The 14,319-nt window shown below is 59.7% G+C and carries 15 protein-coding genes; 9 read left to right on the forward strand and 6 right to left on the reverse strand.

Going from position 1 to position 14,319, the window contains the following annotated elements:
• Positions 1-160 precede the first annotated feature (160 nt).
• From dapD to GGD50_RS18355, 4 genes are all read left to right on the forward strand, one after another.
• On the forward strand, positions 161-1,018 hold the full coding sequence (gene dapD, locus GGD50_RS18340) for a 2,3,4,5-tetrahydropyridine-2,6-dicarboxylate N-succinyltransferase (protein ID WP_107106844.1): 858 nt from the start codon (positions 161-163) through the stop codon (positions 1,016-1,018).
• Positions 1,019-1,177: 159 nt separating this feature from the next.
• Positions 1,178-2,371: a succinyl-diaminopimelate desuccinylase gene (gene dapE / locus GGD50_RS18345; RefSeq protein WP_107106843.1), complete on the forward strand. Its 1,194-nt coding sequence runs from the start codon at positions 1,178-1,180 to the stop codon at positions 2,369-2,371.
• The gene (locus GGD50_RS18350; RefSeq protein WP_107106842.1) at positions 2,358-2,957 is read left to right on the forward strand and encodes a hypothetical protein; all 600 of its coding nucleotides are present in this window, start codon (positions 2,358-2,360) and stop codon (positions 2,955-2,957) included. Before dapE ends, GGD50_RS18350 begins: the two co-directional genes overlap by 14 nt.
• 142 nt (positions 2,958-3,099) lie before the next feature.
• Positions 3,100-3,522, forward strand: a complete 423-nt coding sequence (locus tag GGD50_RS18355) for a GNAT family N-acetyltransferase (RefSeq protein WP_107106841.1) — start codon at positions 3,100-3,102, stop codon at positions 3,520-3,522.
• A 658-nt stretch (positions 3,523-4,180) separates the two neighbouring features.
• On the opposite strand, the gene truA is transcribed toward GGD50_RS18355, so the two are convergent.
• From truA to def, 5 genes are all read right to left on the reverse strand, one after another.
• Positions 4,181-4,972, reverse strand: a complete 792-nt coding sequence (gene truA / locus GGD50_RS18360) for a tRNA pseudouridine(38-40) synthase TruA (protein WP_107106840.1) — start codon at positions 4,970-4,972, stop codon at positions 4,181-4,183.
• Positions 4,972-5,919 (reverse strand): methionyl-tRNA formyltransferase, encoded by a 948-nt coding sequence (fmt, locus tag GGD50_RS18365; protein ID WP_107106839.1) that lies wholly within the window; start codon positions 5,917-5,919, stop codon positions 4,972-4,974. The genes truA and fmt overlap by 1 nt, the downstream gene beginning before the upstream one ends.
• 78 nt (positions 5,920-5,997) lie before the next feature.
• Positions 5,998-6,417 (reverse strand): type II toxin-antitoxin system VapC family toxin, encoded by a 420-nt coding sequence (locus GGD50_RS18370; RefSeq protein ID WP_107106838.1) that lies wholly within the window; start codon positions 6,415-6,417, stop codon positions 5,998-6,000.
• A 21-nt stretch (positions 6,418-6,438) separates the two neighbouring features.
• Entirely contained in the window at positions 6,439-6,699 is a 261-nt protein-coding gene (locus GGD50_RS18375; RefSeq protein WP_107106837.1) for a FitA-like ribbon-helix-helix domain-containing protein, read from the reverse strand.
• A 65-nt stretch (positions 6,700-6,764) separates the two neighbouring features.
• Entirely contained in the window at positions 6,765-7,280 is a 516-nt protein-coding gene (gene def / locus GGD50_RS18380) for a peptide deformylase (protein ID WP_107106836.1), read from the reverse strand.
• Positions 7,281-7,464: 184 nt separating this feature from the next.
• Between def and GGD50_RS18385 the strand changes: the two genes are divergently transcribed.
• The 3 genes from GGD50_RS18385 to GGD50_RS18395 all read left to right on the forward strand — a co-directional run bounded on the left by GGD50_RS18385 (position 7,465) and on the right by GGD50_RS18395 (position 12,296).
• Entirely contained in the window at positions 7,465-8,661 is a 1,197-nt protein-coding gene (locus GGD50_RS18385; protein WP_107106835.1) for a DNA recombination protein RmuC, read from the forward strand.
• A gap of 204 nt (positions 8,662-8,865) precedes the next feature.
• Complete coding sequence (locus tag GGD50_RS18390) at positions 8,866-9,765, forward strand: ribokinase (protein ID WP_107106834.1); 900 nt, start codon at positions 8,866-8,868, stop codon at positions 9,763-9,765.
• A 188-nt stretch (positions 9,766-9,953) separates the two neighbouring features.
• Complete coding sequence (locus GGD50_RS18395) at positions 9,954-12,296, forward strand: methyl-accepting chemotaxis protein (RefSeq protein WP_107107041.1); 2,343 nt, start codon at positions 9,954-9,956, stop codon at positions 12,294-12,296.
• Positions 12,297-12,368: 72 nt separating this feature from the next.
• On the opposite strand, the gene GGD50_RS18400 is transcribed toward GGD50_RS18395, so the two are convergent.
• On the reverse strand, positions 12,369-13,313 hold the full coding sequence (locus GGD50_RS18400; RefSeq protein ID WP_107106833.1) for a nucleoside hydrolase: 945 nt from the start codon (positions 13,311-13,313) through the stop codon (positions 12,369-12,371).
• 231 nt (positions 13,314-13,544) lie between these two features.
• Here GGD50_RS18400 and GGD50_RS18405 point away from each other — a divergent pair, with 231 nt between their 5' ends.
• Both GGD50_RS18405 and GGD50_RS18410 read left to right on the forward strand, forming a co-directional pair.
• On the forward strand, positions 13,545-13,976 hold the full coding sequence (locus tag GGD50_RS18405) for an Hsp20 family protein (protein WP_107106832.1): 432 nt from the start codon (positions 13,545-13,547) through the stop codon (positions 13,974-13,976).
• A 45-nt stretch (positions 13,977-14,021) separates the two neighbouring features.
• A complete protein-coding gene (locus GGD50_RS18410; RefSeq protein WP_107106831.1) occupies positions 14,022-14,279 on the forward strand; it encodes a BQ00720 family protein in 258 nt (85 codons plus the stop codon).
• Positions 14,280-14,319 lie beyond the last annotated feature (40 nt).

Here is a 14,319-nt window from a genome sequence, read left to right on the forward strand (position 1 = left end):
AATGGCCAAGCTCTTGCATATGCCCTACAACGCCTCGAATCCAAGCTCAATCGGCGCGGAAAAGACATTCCATTCTCAATGTCCATGCTATAGGACCAATCGACCGCTTCCGGACCATTTCCGGAAATTACGATAGGCACTGACGTTTTAAGGAATTCCCATGAGCGCTAACGATCTCGCCTCCCTCGAGAAGTCCATCGAGGCTGCCTTCGACAATCGCGACAATGTGAACACGTCGACGCGCGGCGAAGTTCGCGACGCCGTCGAGACGGCGCTGAATCTTCTCGACAGCGGCAAAGTCCGCGTGGCTGAGCGTGGTTCGGACGGCAATTGGACGGTCAACCAGTGGCTCAAGAAAGCCGTGCTGCTGTCCTTCCGCCTGAACGATATGCAGATCGTCGAAGGCGGTTCGGGCGGCTCGACCTGGTGGGACAAGGTGCCCTCGAAGTTCGAAGGCTGGGGCGAGAACCGCTTCCGTGAAGCTGGCTTCCGCGCCGTGCCGAACGCCGTCGTCCGCCGCTCGGCCTACATCGCCCCGAACGCCATCCTGATGCCCTCCTTCGTCAATCTCGGCGCCTATGTCGGCGAAGGCACCATGGTCGACACCTGGGCGACCGTCGGCTCCTGCGCACAGATCGGCAAGCATGTGCATCTTTCGGGCGGCGTCGGCATCGGCGGCGTGCTGGAGCCGATGCAGGCCGGCCCGACGATCATCGAAGACAATTGCTTCATCGGCGCGCGCTCGGAAGTCGTCGAAGGCTGCATCGTTCGCGAAGGCTCGGTGCTCGGCATGGGCGTCTTCATCGGCAAGTCCACGAAGATCGTCGATCGCGCTACCGGCGAGATCACCTATGGCGAAGTACCGCCCTACTCGGTCGTCGTTGCCGGTTCGCTGCCGAGCGGCAACACCATGGCGAACGGCCAGCCGGCTCCCAGCCTCTACTGCGCCGTGATCGTCAAGCGCGTCGATGAAAAGACCCGCTCGAAGACCGGCATCAACGAGTTGCTGCGCGACTGATTTACAATTTTTTTGGAAGCGCGGTTGTCATATCGCGCTTCCCTCATGCTTGTCGGGTGAGCATGCCTGTGCGATTGCTGGAATCGCGGCAAAGATTTTCGGCCTATCGCCGATCCTTTGCCATCGCTTTGCCATTTCTCGCCGGATAAGTTGCCTCCAATGACCGTTACCGATCCCGTCACAAACCTGCAAACTCTCATTCGCTGTGCCTCCGTCACGCCTGCCGAAGGTGGTGCGCTGACCGCTCTGACCGATATGCTGCTGCCACTCGGCTTCCAGGTCGAACGCATGACGGCGAGCGAGCCGGGAACGCCCGATATCGAAAACCTTTATGCCCGCCTCGGCACCGATGGTCCGCATCTGATGTTTGCCGGGCACACGGATGTCGTGCCGGTCGGCGATGCCGCTTCCTGGAGCCATCCGCCCTTTGCCGCCGAAATCGCCGATGGCGAGCTTTTCGGCCGCGGTGCTGTCGATATGAAGGGCGGCATTGCCTGCTTCGTGGCCGCTGTGGCGCGTCATATCGAGAAGCATGGCAAGCCTGCCGGCTCGGTCTCCTTCCTGATCACCGGCGACGAGGAAGGCCCGTCCATCAACGGCACGATCAAGCTGCTGCAATGGGCGGCCGAGCGCGGCGAGACATGGGATGCGTCGCTCGTCGGCGAGCCGACCAATCCCGACCAGCTCGGCGATATGATCAAGATTGGCCGTCGCGGCTCGATCTCCGGCTTCATCACCGTCCACGGCGTCCAGGGCCATGCCGCCTATCCGCACCTCGCCGACAACCCCGTGCGCAGCATCATCAAGCTGACGGAAGCACTGCTCCACCCGCCTTTCGACGCCGGCACGGATAATTTCCAGCCGTCGAACCTCGAAGTGACGACGATCGACGTCGGCAATGCCGCCACCAATGTCATCCCCGCCAAGGCGAAGGCCGCCTTCAACATCCGCTTCAACGACACCTGGACGGCCGACACGCTGAAGGCCGAAATCCTTGCCCGCCTGGACGCTGCGGCCGTAGATGAGACGCTTCGGCCCGGACGTTCGCCGACGAAATACGACATCACCTGGTCGGAGCGTCCGAGCCAAGTCTTCCTGACGCGCAACAATGCGCTGATCGCCTCGCTTTCTTCCGCCGTCGAAAACATCACCGGTCTAAGGCCGGCGCTTTCGACCACCGGCGGTACCTCGGATGCCCGCTACATCAAGGATTATTGCCCTGTCGTGGAGTTCGGTCTTGTCGGCCAGACCATGCACATGGTCGATGAGCGGGTGGCGCTATCGGATCTCGAAACCCTGACCGAGATCTACGAGACCTTCCTTCAACGCTGGTTTGCGAATGCCGACCTTTAGGGAAGTCCAATACTATCTGGCAGGCCTGTGGCTGCTGATCCGCATGGACGCGCGCGGCTTCCAATATCTCGATATATCAGATCGCGGCATGTTGCGGTCGTTCTGGGCGATCCTCTGGAGCCTGCCGGCCATCGGCATTTCGTGGCTCTGGTGGCAACAGGCCTATCTCACCGCCATGCCGCCGGAAACCTCGACCGGCATGGCCTTCTTCTTTCGCCTGACGCTGGTCGAGGCAGCAAGCTGGCTGGCGCCGTTGATACTCGCCGGCGTATTGCTGATGATCTTTCGTTTCGGCGACAAATTCGAGGCCATCGTCGTAGTGGTCAACTGGCTCGGCTTGCCGACATCCTATCTGAATTCCCTGCTGATTGCGCTGCTCGCCTTCGTGCCCGGCTCCAGCGGCCTGGCGGCCATCCTATGGCTGGCATTGATGATGGCGATCATCTTCTCACTGGCGCGTATTCTCCGGATGATCTGCGGCACGCATCCGCTTTTCGTCGGCGCGCTGACGCTGATACTGCTGATCCCGACCATGCTGCTGACGGATTTCCTGCAGCGCTTCCTTGGCGTCTATCCGCCGGGTTGAGCGATTAGGCACCTCTGACAAAGTGCTCCGTCATGTGCCTTGCGGTTCAGAAGAAGATTTCCTATCGGAATTTAGCTTCCGCAGATAGCAGAAGCGATTGTAGTATTTGGGCGAGAGTCTTTTCCAAAGGGAATTATGAAGCATGCCAAAGGCTACCATCGCAATTCTCGACAATCCGTCGGAGGAAGATCACCAGGCGATAGTCAATCCGTTGCTCGCCTTCAACAATGCCCAAACCGGCGATGACGGATATGAGCAGATCGCAATTATGCTCAAAAACGAAGCAGGCAGCGCCGTAGGTGGCCTGTGGGCTAAACTCTACTACGACTGGCTTTTCGTAGAGTTGCTTTTCGTTCCCGAGAACCTCCGTGGCGAAGATTTCGGAACGAAGCTTCTCGCGCAGGCAGAACAGATCGCGCGACAAAAGACCTGCGTCGGCATCTGGCTGGACACGTTCAGCTTCCAAGCTCCGGGCTTTTACGAAAAGAACGGTTATGAGCGGTTCGGGACTTTGGAAGACTATCCGAAAGGGCGGGCGCGCATCTTTTTTCGTAAGGTCTTCTGAACCGGCGAACCGAGACAGACGGCTGGATGCGCTGGGCGAAGGACGCCATTTACGTCTCGTCGCGGTAAAATATTGATGTGTTATATCGCGACATTTTCAATTATGATGAATGTGCGAAATATAAACCATATGTTAACCGCAATCCTAATGTATTTCTACAGTAGATGGTCATTAACGCATTCCAGTTTATTGTAGCTCGTCTGCATGATGCAGCGATAAATTAGAGAGCTATGATATGCTTGATCTGCCAAAAATGATGCAATTACTATTGTTTGCAGCTTTGATTATTTTATTTTTCCGCTGGGTGGTTGAGGACATGAACAGGTGACGCTCTGTTGCACCTGAGGATCTCAGTGCCGCGATAACCTGCTCCCCCCACAGTCTGCTACTCAAGTCGAGTCCCTCCCATATTGGCATGGCGTTTGACCAGACCGCGATGTGCGGCCACATTTGGTGTGGACGCAATTCGTGGCAATGGCGCGCTTGTGTTCAATTTCGGTGGCGCAGCTCAGACACTGAGTGTGTCGATTGACGGAGGCGGCCGCCGCCCGATGGGCAGGTTGCCGCTCTCGGGGCTGAGGAGAGGGTGGAATCGACGCAGAAATGTTGTCGAAGGATCGTGTCGTCGCTGACAGGCATCCCGAGCCGTCCAACGAGGCTAGGAATCGTCCTGTTCATCATCGGCGTCAACAGGTCCAACGCCGTCGCGATAATCCACCTGCATGAAATAGAGCCCATCCGGTGGAGCAACGGGGCCGCATGCCTTGCGGTCTCGCGCGTCCAGCGCAGCGCGCACGTCGTCCACAGTCCACTTTCCCTCACCTGCAAGCTTCAGCGTGCCGGCGAAGGAACGGATTTGATTGTGCAGGAAACTCTGCGCCGTCGCGCGGATTTCGATGAGCTCGCCATTGCGGGTCACATCCAGCCGGTCGAGCGTGCGCACCGGGCTATTGGCCTGGCAATGCACCGAACGGAAGGTGGTGAAATCGTGCCGGCCGACGAGCGTCTGCGCCGCCGCGTGCATGACCTCATGATCCATATCCTTCGGCACCCACCAGGCACGTCCGGCTTCCAATGCCAAGGGCGCGCGGCGGGTGATGATGCGATAAAGATAGTGGCGGCGGATGGCCGAAAAGCGTGCGTCGAAATGCGCATCGACCTCGGCGATATCGAGAATGGCGACTCGCTCTTTGGCAAGCCTCAGATGCGCATTGAGCGCATTGCGGAGCGTATAGGTCTTCCATTCCTTGGAGAGGTCGGCATGCATGACCTGACCCATGGCGTGGACGCCGGAATCGGTGCGTCCCGCGCCGCGGATCGAAACCTTCTCGCCCGTTAGAGACAGAATGGCGCCTTCAATCGCGCCCTGTACGGATGGGCCATTGTCCTGGCGCTGCCAACCGACATAGGGGATGCCGTCATATTCGACGGTCATGCGGTAGCGCGGCATCAGGCTAATCCCGCCGCCAACATCGTGCCCGGCGCAATCGGCGTGCCGCGCAGGAAATCGTCCGCCGTCAACGGCTTGCCGCCGGCCTTCTGCAGCTTCGTCAGCCTGATGGCACCGGTACCGCAGGCAATCACGAGATCACTGCTCAGCACCTCGCCGGCCACGCCTTTGCCATCAGCAAGTTCGGAGCCAAGAACCTTGATGCGCTCCGCCCGACCGGCAATTTCAGCCTCGAACCAGGCACCGGGAAAGGGCGAGAGGCCGCGAATGTGATTGTGAACATCCGTAGCCGGCTTACTGAAATCGATGCGGGTCTCGCCCTTGTCGATCTTGGCGGCGTAGACGACGCCCTCGGCGGACTGTCCGGTCAACGGCAACTCATCATGCTCAAGCTTGCTCATCGCCTCGACGATCGCCTTGGCGCCGACCAGCATCAGCTTGTCATGCAACTCGCCCGCCGTCATCGTATCGCCGATCTCGACTTCTCGCGTGAGTGCAACCGGGCCGGTATCGAGGCCCTTGTCCATCTTCATCACCATCATGCCTGTCTTCTTGTCACCGGCCATGATCGCCCGCTGAATGGGCGCGGCACCCCGCCAACGCGGCAACAGCGAGGCATGGCCATTATAGCAGCCGAACCGGGTGCCCGTGAGGATCTCCTCTGGCAGCAGCAAGCCATAGGCGACAACAACGGCGACCTGAGCATCGAACTCGCGAAAACGCTGACGCTCTTCCGGGTCCTTGAAATTGACTGGCGTGAACACCGGCAGGCCCAGCAACTCCGCCGCCTGATGCACCGGCGATTTCTGCAGGTCGAGCCCTCGCCGGCCACCCGGCCGTGGCGGCTGCGTATAAACAGCGCGAATCCTATGCCCCGCATCGACCAGCGACCGCAATGTCGGCACGGAAAATTCGGGCGTTCCCATAAAGATGATGCTGAGCGACATGCGATCCGTCCGGCTAAGAGATATCTAGTTTGGCCTGATCCTGTCCAAAAACCGCTTCGCACTTTTTGGGATCATGCATCAGCCGCCTTCAAATGGGTTTACGAGCTTCAGATCAAGCCCCTCGAAGTCTTTTGTGTTCCGCGTTGCCAATGTCGCGCCATTGGCCAGGCAGATGGCGGCGATCATGGCGTCCTTGGTTTCCATTCTTCGACCTATCTTGTGGCGTCGAGCAGAAATTATTCCATATTGATGGGCCGCATTGCTTGAAAAGCCCAGAACACGGCCGGAAAACTCTGCTTCTATCGCTTCCAGCTCCGCGATCAACGCCGCCTTGCGCTTTCCATCAGCAAGGAGCTCCAGCCCGAAGCGAATCTCTCCGATGGTGATGGCGGTTAAGAAAACCGATTCGACGGCAAAACCATCAAGCCAAGACAATATGCGATCGCTGTACAGTCGCCCTTGCAGCTCGGATACGACATTTGTGTCCAGAACAATCATCTGGGATTATCCCGGCACAAACTATTCGAAACGCGGCGGTTCGCGATCCGGCGCGTGCCGAAAGGCATTGATTACCTCGATTTCTTCCTCGCTCAGCTTCTCTGCACCAAGAACCGCTCGCAATCGCTGACCTACTGAACTGTTCAAATCCTGCTGACGGCCAAGCGACTGGCGCAGCAGAGCGATCGCCTCCTCGGAGAGGCTTCGGCCATGCAGGCTGGCATTCGCTTGCAACTGCTTCTTCAACGCGTCGTCCAGGCCACGCAGTAAAAGATCGCCCATCCGCGCCTCCATTTGATATCAATGATATCATAGGCGCTTCAAGCCTGTCTTTCAACAGCCGCTGCTCAAAGAGCCTTCGACTTCGCAGCCTTGGTGAACTTCTTGATCACCATGTCGCGCTTTAGGCGCGAGATGTAGTCGATGAACAGGACGCCGTTCAGATGGTCGATCTCGTGCTGCAGGCAGGTAGCGAGCAGGCCGTCGGCCTCCACGACTTGTTCCTTGCCGTCGCGGTCGAGATGCTTGACGGTGACGCGGGCCGGACGCTCGACTTCGGCGTAGTAATCCGGAATGGAGAGACAGCCTTCCTCATAAACCGAACGCTCGTCGGAAGAGCTGACGATTTCGGGATTGATGAAGACCAGCGGCTGCTTGTCCTCGCCTTCGCGCGACACGTCGATCACCAACATCCGGCGGGCAACGCCGATCTGGATGGCAGCGAGGCCGATGCCTGGAGCATCATACATGGTTGCCAGCATATCGTCGGCAAGGCGTTGAACTTCGGTATCGACGCGCTCGATGGGCTTAGAGGCCTGGCGGAGCAACGGATCGGGCAAAATGATGAGTGGCTTGATCGTCATGAAGTTTCCCATAACGCATCTTGCTGTGCGATGGAATTATTTAGATGGCTGTTGACGGGTGTTTTTTCAACGCTTGCGACTTCAGGTCGACTATAGCTCCCTAAAATTTTGTTCACGTTTTGATCTGGATATTCCCTGCGGTTTTGTTATGGTGCCGGCACGAGTTCCACGAGTATCCGATATCATGTCCTTTATCCTCTTCGGCCAAGAGATCCCCGCAGTGCCGGTTCTGACCGGCCTCGTCATCCTGCTGCTGATCGCCGTCATCGTTCTTGTCATCAACAACAGAGGGCGACAGTCGGAGGAGGATATGCTGCGGGCCGAGGATGCCGAGCACAACATGGCGGCGCTGCTCCGGGCACAGGCGGAAATGCAGGGACGGCTTGCCACCATGGCCGAGGTCTTCGGTTCGCGGCAGGCGGAGTTCAACCATGCCATCAATCAACGGCTCGACGGCATGTCGCAGCGGGTGACGGCGACGATCGGCGAACAGACGCGCTCGACACATGAGAACCTGCGCCGCCTGCAGGAGCGGCTTGCCGTTATCGACGCCGCCCAGAGCAATATTCAGTCCCTGGCAAAGGATGTCGTCGGCCTGCAGGCAATCCTCTCCAACAAGCAGACGCGGGGCGCCTTCGGCCAGGCCCGCATGGAGACGATCATCGCGGACGGATTGCCGATGGGCGCCTATGCCTTCCAGCCAACGCTTTCCAACGGATCGCGGCCGGACTGCACCGTGCGCATGCCGAACGGCTCGCCGCCGCTGGTCATCGACGCCAAATTTCCGCTGGAAGCCTGGAACGCCATCCGCAACGCCGCGGCGGCAAATCCCGACCAGGGCAGGCTTGCCGCGCAGCAATTCCGCCGGGACCTCGAAGTGCATATTCGCGATATCGCGGAGAAATATCTCATTCAGGGGGAGACGCAGGATACGGCCTTCCTCTTCGTTCCCTCCGAATCAATCTTTGCCGAAATCCACGAGAATTTCGAAGCGATCGTGCAGAAGGCGCAGCGCTCGCGCATCGTCATCGTCTCGCCGTCCCTGCTGATGCTGTCGATCCAGGTCATCCAGGCAGTATTGAAGGACCAGCGCATGCGCGAGCAGGCGCATGTGATCCAGGGCGAAGTGGCCCAGCTCATGAACGATCTCTCCCGCCTCGACGAGCGGGTGCGCAAGCTGCAGGGGCATTTCGCCATGGCGCAGAAAGACGTCGACATGATCGTCACCTCCGCCGACAAGCTGGCACGCCGCGGCGAGAGGATAGAAGCGCTGGAATTCGAGGCCGCTGGCGAGCCGGCGAAGGCGCCCACCGAGGACCGGCCGAAACCAATCGACAACCGCACCGGCCAACTCAAGCTCAGGGTGGTTGACGAGGACTGATCGCTTCGGGCAGTGTCGCGCCAAATCAATGCATGATCCCCAAACGTATGAAACGGTTTTGGATGGGATCACGCGAGATCAACAAGAGCGGTTCAGCTTTTCACGGAATCTGAGAGCCGCTCTATCTTTTTTGTTTTTTGCAATTCCGGACGGAAAACCGCTGCGCACTTTTCCTGGAATTGCTCTAGCAGGGCGGGACATCTCATGATTACCATTTTCGGTTCCATCAATATGGACCTCATCGCCACTACCGACCGTCTGCCTAAGCCGGGCGAGACGGTGGCCGGTAACGGTTTTTCCACCGCCGCCGGCGGTAAGGGCGCCAATCAGGCATTGGCAGCGCGGCGCGCCGGCTCGACGGTGCGTTTGACCGGCGCTGTCGGCAATGATGGTTTCGCCGCGCCGGCACTTGCCCTGCTCGACGCCGCCGGCGCCGATCTCTCTACCGTCAGCCACGTTTCCGAGCCGACCGGCACCGCGCTGATCCTAGTCGGCGGCGACGGCGAAAACATGATCGCGGTCGTGCCCGGCGCCAACGGCACGATGACGGCCGAGCATGCGACCAAAGCCGTCAATGCGCTAAGCCCGGGCGATACGCTCATGCTGCAGTTCGAAATCCCCGTCGCAGCCGTCGAGGCGGCACTCGCTGCGGCAAAGGCCAAGGGCGTCCGCACCGTTCTCAATCTCGCCCCCCTCATTCCCGATGCCGCGCGGCTCGGGCGCCTTGCCGACATCGTCATCGCCAACGAGACGGAATTCGAGCGACTGGCGGGCCAGGAAAATATGTCGGCCAGCGACCGCGAGGCGGCGCTTGCCCGCCTGCACGCCGAAACAGGGCAGACGCTGATCGTCACGCTGGGCCCCGACGGAGTCATCGCCATCCGCAATGGTGAATTGTCGCGCGCCAAGGGCCTCGTCATCGAACCGGTCGATACCGTCGGCGCCGGCGACACCTTCTGCGGTTACCTGGCCGCCAGCCTCGACCAAGGTCTCGATTTTCACGCGGCGCTGCGCCGTGCGGCCGTTGCCGGTTCGCTGGCTTGCCTGAAGCCAGGCGCGCAGCCGGCCATCCCAATTGCGAGCAATGTCGCTGCGCATCTTTAAGACCTGCCATTCCTAGCCGCAAAATTTAATTAAATTTTTGCGCTTCACGATCATTCTCCTCACGCCTGCCGCGCATGGCTGTCTCGCAGCGGCAGGCGCTTTCACGGCGGGCCCCATGATGGGGTCATCCTGTGCTGACCTTGCATCCGGATAATGTGCATCCGACGCATCGTTCTCTCGAGGAAATGATGTCCATCTTTCGTATGAAATCGCTTGCGGCCAAGCTCATCTTGGTCACTGGGGTAGCGATTGCGCTGGTTCTGTTCGTCTCAAACTTCCTGCTGATTTCGCAGAACCGCGATCGCGTGCAAATGCTGACCATGGATCAGGCCAATAGCGAGGCCAAATCCATCTCCAATGAAATTGCCGCCAATGTCGGCGAGCTTGCCAGCGCCGCCCGTTCCATGGCGGCCATTATCGGGCGCGGCCACGAGGGCCATACGTTCGATCGCAAGGGCATCATCAATATCCTCAAGGCCAATGTCGAGCAGAACGCCTTCGCCTTCGGTAGCTGGTTCTGCGAAAAACTTGGCACGTTCGACGGCAAGACGACTGAACTTGCCAACAACAAGGACGAAGGCGTCAACGACAAGGGCGTGTTCACACCCTATTGGTCGAAGACCAAGGATGGCGGCATCCAGTTCTCCACCTTCGACAACGACTACACCGCCGCCTGGTGGAAGCTCGCCGCCGATAGCGGCAAGGGCGCGATCACGCCGCCATACCTGGCCGAAGGCACCGAAGTTCCGACAACCATGAGCTCGATCGCCTATCCCGTCATGTCCGGCGGCAAGGTGATCGGCGTCTCCGGCGTCGACATCTCGCTCGCTTCGCTCTCCATCAAGCTGCAGAACCTGCATCCCTTCGGCTCCGGCCGCGTCCTCCTGGTGTCCCAAGACAATAAGTGGCTGGTGGCGCCGAACAAGGACCTGCTGATGAAGGACTATAGCGGCGAGGGCGCCGACGCCATCAAGGCGGCATTGACCTCATCGAAGGCGGGTCTCGTGAAGAACCTTGCCGATGGCGACACGGAAGGCTTCGACCGCGTGGTCTATCCCTTCGCAGTGCCCGGCCTCAATGCCACCTGGGTCGTGCTCATTGACGTGCCTCACAGTGCGATTGCCGGACCGGTGCGCGAGCAAACCTATATGATGATCATCGGCGGCATCCTCGTGCTCGCTGCCGTCATGCTGGCGCTTTACGCCGCCGTACGCACCTTCGTGCAGAAGCCACTTGGCGGATTGGTCGCCACCGTCAATAGCCTCAGTGCCGGCAACTATGCCGAACCCGTGGAGGGGCAGGACCGCGCCGACGAGATCGGCTCGGTCGCCAAGGCGCTCGAAGGCTTCCGCTTCGCCCTTGCCGATACCAAGCGGCTGGAGGCTGAAGCCAACGACCAGCGTCGTGCCGCCGAAGGCGAACGTTACCGTTCAGAAGCGGAGCGGGGCGAAACCGTGGCGCTGCAGAGGCGCGTCGTCACCATTCTCGGCCAGAGCCTGGCCGAACTCTCCAAGGGCAATCTCAGCCACCGCATCGCGGAGGAATTCCCCGGCGAGTACGCTCAGTTGAAACAGGACTTCAATGCCGCGCTCGCCAGCCTGGAAGAGACGGTGCATACCGTGAACCTCAGCGTCGGCAATATCGGCGGCGGCACGGGCGAGATCAGCAACAGCGCCTCGGACCTTGCCCGCCGTACCGAGCAGCAGGCGGCAAGCCTGGAAGAAACCGCCGCTGCGCTCAACGAGCTCACGGCTCAGGTCAATTCCAGCGCCGAAAATGCCCGCACGGCTGCCAGCAGCGTCAACGCGGCATCCGATGATGCCGGACGCTCCGGCGAGATCGTGCAGAAGGCGATCGCTTCCATGCATGGCATCGAGCAGTCCTCGCAGGAAGTTTCACGCATCATCGGCGTGATCGACGAGATCGCTTTCCAGACCAACCTTCTCGCTCTGAATGCCGGTGTCGAAGCGGCCCGCGCCGGAGAAGCCGGCAAGGGCTTTGCCGTCGTGGCGCAGGAAGTGCGTGAACTGGCGCAACGGTCGGCCAATGCCGCCAAAGAGATCAAGACCCTGATCAACACCTCGGCCGGCCAGGTCAAGGAAGGCGTCGATCTCGTCGGCCGCACGGGCAGTGCGCTGCACAAGATCGCCGAGCAGGTGATGGAGATCAACGGCCTCATCCGCCAGATCTCGGCTTCCGCCAGCGAACAGGCGATCGGGCTGAAGGAAATCAACTCGGCCATGAACCAGATGGATCAGGTGACGCAGCAGAATGCCGCAATGGTGGAAGAAACCACCGCCGCCAGCGTGACGCTGAACGACGAGGCTCAAACGTTGAAATCGCTGGTCGCCCGCTTCCGCACGTCACGCAGTGGTCAGGATAATGCTACCGCACTGCGGGCTACCGCCCAGCAGATGCGCGCGCCTAGCCCTGCCCGCCGCGCCGCCCCTTCTGCTGCTCCGGCTCGCAAAGTGCAGCCGCAGACCCAGGGCGCGAATGCGCTGGCGCAGAGTGAATGGGAAGAATTCTGAGCCGACTAATGATAAACAGGAAAGGCCGCCGGAGCGATCCGGCGGCCTTTTCATTTTCATGCTGCAGCCAAATCAGATGCGTGTAAAACGCTCAGTCAGCAGCGCGAAGAAACCGTCTGAATCAACATGGCGCATGACCTTGGCGTTGTGCTTGCGGTCGGTGACATGCCACCAGTCGACAACGGTCATGCCGACGGTCAGTTCCGACGTCACCTCGATCTCGACATTGCAATCGCGGCCTTTGAAAAGCTCCGGCTTCAGAAGATAGGCGATGACGGTCGGGTCGTGCAGCGGACCGCCATCAGAGCCGTATTTTTCGATATCGAAACGTTCGAAGAATTCCAGCATCTCGACCATGGCCTTGGCCGGGGCGGAGCCTACGGCGGCGATCCGCGCCACGCGATCCTTGCGGGTCAGAAGCTGGTGCGTCACGTCGAGCGGCATCATCACGATCGGTACACCCGAACGGAAGACAACATCGGCGGCCTCGGGATCGACATAGATGTTGAATTCGGCAGCCGGCGTGATGTTACCGCCCTCAAAGAAGCCGCCGCCCATCATTACCAGCTCACGGACGCGGGCGATGATGTCTGGCGCCTTCTGGAAGGCGAGCGCGATATTGGTGAGCGGACCGAGCGTGCAGAGCGTGACCGCGCCCGCCGGCCCGTTTCTCAGGGTCTCCACGATGAAATCGACGGCATGGCCGGGCTGAAGCTCCATGGTCGGTTCCGGCACGTTGGGGCCGTCGAGGCCGGTTTTGCCGTGAACATGTTCAGCGGTGACCAGCTTGCGCTTGAGCGGCGCATCGGCACCGGCAAAAACCTTCACATCGCGGCGGTCGCAGAGCTCACAGACGATACGGGCATTGCGGCTCGTCAGACGCAGCGGCACATTGCCGGCGACCGTGGTGATGCCGAGCACGTCGATCTCCTCGCGGCTTCCGAAGGCGAGGAAAATCGCGGCAGCATCGTCCTGGCCGGGATCGGTATCGATGATAATTTTTCTGGGCTCGGTCATATCTGTCGCTTTCCTCCGGTGCAGTTCGGCAAACCTTGATGCGAGGCCCTTTGTGCTTTGTCAAGCAGCCGCACGCCGGCGCTATCATCGGCATTCCTGCACCATAATCAATCTCGCAAATGCGAAGGCGACGCCTCCTTGCACTCCCCTGCCCCTGCTCCCATATTAGACATAACCGGGTGCTGAAAGATCAGGTCCGGAAAGGTCGCTTGCTACCAAGGACTTGAGACAATGAGCCGGACGACTCCCTTTGCCAGCCCTCTGCTTCTGGGCTTTGACACCATGGAAAAGACGCTGGAGCGGATTTCCAAGGCCAGCGATGGTTATCCTCCTTACAATATCGAACGCATGCGGGCTGACCGCCTCTCGGGCGAGCCTGAGCGCCTGCGCATCACGCTTGCGGTTGCCGGCTTCTCGGAAGATGAGCTCGATATCACCACGGAAGAAAACCAGCTTTTGATCCGCGGACGGCAGGTGGAGCAAGAGGAGCGTGATTATCTCTATCGCGGCATTGCGGCGCGTCAGTTCCAGCGCGTCTTCGTTTTGGCTGACGGCATGCAGGTGCTTGGCGCCGTCTTGAAGAATGGCCTCCTTTCCGTTGATCTCATTCGGCCGGAACCGGACCGGATGGTAAAGAAAATTAACATTTCGGTCTCACAGTAAGACAACGGCTGATTGCCGTTGGTCTCTCATGCTGGAGGTGCGAACATGCTTTTGAGAGAAGCCACTGCCTGCCTGACTCAATCCGAACTGGCCGATATCGGTGCCGGTGAAGTTGCTTATGTCAGAAAGATACATTCGGACGAAGTTTCCCGTTGCTTCCCCGAGGCGCCGGACATCGATCCAAGCGTCGATCTGTGGGCGCTCTTCGGTGCCGACGGCACCCCGATCCTGTTGACGGATAACCGCTCCAGCACCTTTTACAAGGCGGCTGAAGACGAGTTGAAGACTGTCAGCCTGCATTAAGGCCCTTAAACGCAGCGATTAAGCGGACGACAGCGGTTAG

The organism is Martinezella paranaensis (genome assembly GCF_014200235.1).
Classification (GTDB): domain Bacteria; phylum Pseudomonadota; class Alphaproteobacteria; order Rhizobiales; family Rhizobiaceae; genus Rhizobium; species Rhizobium paranaense.

Excerpts from the sequence above, each read along its gene's own strand:
- dapD (WP_107106844.1), top strand. The coding sequence starts at position 161 with ATGAGCGCTAACGATCTCGCCTCCCTCGAGAAGTCCATCGAGGCTGCC.
- dapE (WP_107106843.1), top strand. The coding sequence starts at position 1,178 with ATGACCGTTACCGATCCCGTCACAAACCTGCAAACTCTCATTCGCTGT.
- GGD50_RS18350 (WP_107106842.1), top strand. The coding sequence starts at position 2,358 with ATGCCGACCTTTAGGGAAGTCCAATACTATCTGGCAGGCCTGTGGCTG.
- GGD50_RS18355 (WP_107106841.1), top strand. The coding sequence starts at position 3,100 with ATGCCAAAGGCTACCATCGCAATTCTCGACAATCCGTCGGAGGAAGAT.
- truA (WP_107106840.1), bottom strand. The coding sequence starts at position 4,972 with ATGCCGCGCTACCGCATGACCGTCGAATATGACGGCATCCCCTATGTC.
- fmt (WP_107106839.1), bottom strand. The coding sequence starts at position 5,919 with ATGTCGCTCAGCATCATCTTTATGGGAACGCCCGAATTTTCCGTGCCG.
- GGD50_RS18370 (WP_107106838.1), bottom strand. The coding sequence starts at position 6,417 with ATGATTGTTCTGGACACAAATGTCGTATCCGAGCTGCAAGGGCGACTG.
- GGD50_RS18375 (WP_107106837.1), bottom strand. The coding sequence starts at position 6,699 with ATGGGCGATCTTTTACTGCGTGGCCTGGACGACGCGTTGAAGAAGCAG.
- def (WP_107106836.1), bottom strand. The coding sequence starts at position 7,280 with ATGACGATCAAGCCACTCATCATTTTGCCCGATCCGTTGCTCCGCCAG.
- GGD50_RS18385 (WP_107106835.1), top strand. The coding sequence starts at position 7,465 with ATGTCCTTTATCCTCTTCGGCCAAGAGATCCCCGCAGTGCCGGTTCTG.
- GGD50_RS18390 (WP_107106834.1), top strand. The coding sequence starts at position 8,866 with ATGATTACCATTTTCGGTTCCATCAATATGGACCTCATCGCCACTACC.
- GGD50_RS18395 (WP_107107041.1), top strand. The coding sequence starts at position 9,954 with ATGTCCATCTTTCGTATGAAATCGCTTGCGGCCAAGCTCATCTTGGTC.
- GGD50_RS18400 (WP_107106833.1), bottom strand. The coding sequence starts at position 13,313 with ATGACCGAGCCCAGAAAAATTATCATCGATACCGATCCCGGCCAGGAC.
- GGD50_RS18405 (WP_107106832.1), top strand. The coding sequence starts at position 13,545 with ATGAGCCGGACGACTCCCTTTGCCAGCCCTCTGCTTCTGGGCTTTGAC.
- GGD50_RS18410 (WP_107106831.1), top strand. The coding sequence starts at position 14,022 with ATGCTTTTGAGAGAAGCCACTGCCTGCCTGACTCAATCCGAACTGGCC.